The organism is Paracoccus sp. DMF, assembly GCF_004407025.1.
Classification (GTDB): Bacteria; Pseudomonadota; Alphaproteobacteria; order Rhodobacterales; family Rhodobacteraceae; genus Paracoccus; species Paracoccus aminovorans_B.
In genome coordinates, this window is sequence record NZ_SOKV02000109.1 from 1 (window position 1) to 2,374 (window position 2,374).

General features: G+C 68.3%; 4 protein-coding genes. All 4 read left to right on the forward strand.

The genetic code is table 11. The annotated features are described in order from the left end of the window. Positions 1-652 (forward strand): lysozyme (locus E3D03_RS20425; protein WP_263568472.1); only part of this gene is annotated, 652 nt, incomplete at its 5' end. Continuing rightward, the gene (locus E3D03_RS20430) at positions 649-864 is read left to right on the forward strand and encodes a hypothetical protein (protein ID WP_263568473.1); all 216 of its coding nucleotides are present in this window, start codon (positions 649-651) and stop codon (positions 862-864) included. The genes E3D03_RS20425 and E3D03_RS20430, both read left to right, overlap by 4 nt. Beyond that, entirely contained in the window at positions 861-1,745 is an 885-nt protein-coding gene (locus tag E3D03_RS20435; protein WP_263568474.1) for a DUF2163 domain-containing protein, read from the forward strand. The genes E3D03_RS20430 and E3D03_RS20435 overlap by 4 nt, the downstream gene beginning before the upstream one ends. Further along, complete coding sequence (locus tag E3D03_RS20440; protein WP_263568475.1) at positions 1,742-2,188, forward strand: NlpC/P60 family protein; 447 nt, start codon at positions 1,742-1,744, stop codon at positions 2,186-2,188. The genes E3D03_RS20435 and E3D03_RS20440 overlap by 4 nt, the downstream gene beginning before the upstream one ends. Positions 2,189-2,374: the final 186 nt, after the last annotated feature.

The following is a 2,374-nucleotide window of genomic DNA, read 5'->3' on the forward strand; positions in this document are numbered from 1 at the left end:
CCGGCACGAAGGCGTCGTGCCCGGACCCTATCTGGATGTGAAGGACATCTGGACCTTCGGCATCGGCCATACCGCCGCCGCCGGTCCACCCGATCCGGCAAGGATGCCGCGTGGGATGCCCGCCGATCTGGAGGCGGGGATTCGTGAGGCGTTCCGGGTGTTCCGCGCCGACCTCGCCACCTACGAGGCCGAGGTTCTGCGCGCCGTGAAGGTGCCGCTCGCGCCGCACGAGTTCGATGCACTGGTCTCCTTCCATTACAACACCGGCGGCATCTCCAAGGCCGCCCTGACGCGCCACCTGAATGCAGGCAACCGGGCAGCGGCGGCGGCGGCATTCATGGGCTGGCTCAAGCCCGCCGCCATCCGGTCCCGGCGCGAGACCGAGCGCGATCTCTTCGACGAGGGCCGCTACCCAACCGGCACCATCCCGGTCTGGGCCGTCGACCGCAATGGCCGGGTCGACTTCTCTCGGCCGATCCGGCGGCTCAGCGAGACTGAGGCGCTGGCACTGCTGCGCCCGCCCCTCAATCCACAGTCGATCCCCATGTCACCCGCCCCTTCCACGGCCCCTGCCGACCCCGCGCCCGTGCAGGCGGCGCCGAACCTGACCACCCGCATTTTCACCTTCCTCAAGACCCTGATCGGAGCATGACCATGAACTGGACCCTCGCACGTGGCCTCGTCTATCTGGCCTGCCTTGTCGCCTCCGGCCTCACCGTGGCGGGGTTGGCGGATTTTGACCTCGCCACCGGAACGCTCGATATTCGCCCCTTCAATCTCTACGCCCTGACCGGCGCGACCGGAGGTGTCGTGTCTTCGCTCCTCGCGTCCGTGGCTCTCCTGCGCGGCTGGGGGCGGAAGTGAAATCCCTCCCTCCCGCCCTGCAGGCCCATCTCGACGACGGCACCACGACGCTCGCCTGGTGCTGGCGCATTACCCGGGCCGATGGCGTAACCTTCGGCTTCACGGACCATGACCGGACCCTGTCGTTCGACGGCACCGAGTTCGAACCGGAAAGCGGGCTGACGGCGTCGGAGGTCCGGTCGGGGTCCGATTTGTCCGTCGATGCGCAGGACGCGCAAGGCGTGCTGTCGTCGGACCGGATCACCGAGACCGACATCCTCGACGGTCGCTGGGACAATGCGGCGGTCGAGGTCTGGCGGGTGAACTGGGCAAACCCCGCGCAGCGCGTGCTTCTACGGCGCGGGGCCATCGGCCAAATCCGGCGCGGGCGGCTGGCTTTCGTGGCGGAGGTGCGGTCGCTGGCCCATGTCCTCGGTCAGACGGTCGGACGGACGTTTCAAGGCAGTTGCGACGCCGCACTGGGCGATGTGCGCTGCGGCGTGGACCTCGAGGCCTCGGCGTTCAAGGGCACCGGCGCGGTGATCGATGTCCTCCGCGACCGGGCCTTCACGGCTTCGGACCTCGCCAGTTTCTCGGCGGGCTGGTTCGCCTTCGGGCTTGTCGAATGGTCGACCGGCGCCAATGCCGGGCGGCGGGTCGAGGTGCTGTCGCACGACCTCGTCGACGGCATTGCCATCCTGACACTTCTGGAAGCGCCGGTGCGTCCAATCACGGCGACGGATGCGTTCATCATCCGAGCGGGCTGCGACAAGCGGATCGCCACATGCGAGACGAAGTTCGCCAATTTCGCGAACTTCCGGGGCTTCCCGCACATCCCAGGGCAAGACGCAGTCCTGAGATACGCCACCAAGGACGGCGGCCACGAGGGAGCGGTGCTGTGACCGCGACAGCCCTGACGTCCGATCCAGCCCATGTCATTGCCGCCGCGCGATCATGGCTCGGCACGCCCTACCACGACCAGGCCAGCTTGCGCGGGGTCGGCTGCGATTGTCTCGGCCTTGCGCGCGGTGTCTGGCGCGACGTGGTCGGGCCGGAGCCGTTCCCGATCCCGCCCTACAGCCGCGATTGGGGCGAGACCGGCCCGCGCGAGTTTCTGGCGGATGGAGCGCGGGCGATGATGCCGGAAATCGCACCGGCCGACGCCCCACCCGGTGCGTTGATCCTGTTCCGGATGGTGCCCCGCGCCATCGCCAAGCATGTGGGCATCCTCACCGGGCCCGACACCTTCCTTCACGCCTACGAACGCCTCGGCGTGATCGAGGAACCGCTGACACCGACTTGGGCGCGCAAGATCGTCTTCGCCTTCCTGTTCCCCGCACGCTGAGATTTCCCCATGGCCACGCTTGTCCTCGGCGCCGTCGGTTCCGCCATCGGCGGGGCCTTTGGCGGCGCGATCCTCGGCTTCTCTGGCGCTGCCATCGGCGGTTTCATCGGCTCGACCATCGGTTCGGTCGTCGACAGCTGGATCGTGTCCTCTCTGGCCCCCGCGCAGAAGATCGAGGGCCAGCGT

What these genes read in the sequence shown, in the direction of transcription:
- E3D03_RS20430 (WP_263568473.1), top strand. Translation starts at nt 649, where the DNA reads ATGACCATGAACTGGACCCTCGCACGTGGCCTCGTCTATCTGGCCTGC.